The organism is Mesorhizobium sp. M7A.F.Ca.US.011.01.1.1, assembly GCF_003998295.1.
GTDB lineage: Bacteria > Pseudomonadota > Alphaproteobacteria > Rhizobiales > Rhizobiaceae > Mesorhizobium.
In genome coordinates this window covers 1-340 of sequence record NZ_RZRT01000283.1, presented here as the reverse complement: position 1 = coordinate 340, position 340 = coordinate 1, and the positions used below count along the sequence as shown (strand labels likewise).

The 340-nt window shown below is 59.7% G+C and carries 1 protein-coding gene; it reads left to right on the top strand.

The features are described 5' to 3' along the window. On the top strand, positions 1–340 hold a 340-nt coding region (locus tag EOA13_RS37750; protein WP_206535399.1), incomplete at both ends, for a YcaO-like family protein.

The following is a 340-nucleotide window of genomic DNA, read 5'->3' as shown; positions in this document are numbered from 1 at the left end:
GCTGCAGGTTTCGATGCCGCGTCCGCGATCGTTCACGCAATCTACGAGGCGGCGCAGTCGCGACTGACGGCGATCTCCGGCGCCCGTGATGACCTGACACGCACGTCCTATCCAAAATATCCCGACTGGCAAAAAATTGCGGCGCACCGACGCCTCCTGTCCGACGGCCCTCGCGACGTACATTTCCATGCGATTGCCGGGCAGAATTACACCAGCGCCGGAAATAGGATGTCCGCTCTTCTCGCACAGATCGAGGGCGCAGGAGTCGATACAGTGTACATGATTCAGCTCGATACGAGACCGCTCGGCGACCTGTCAGTCGTAAGGATCGTCATACCGG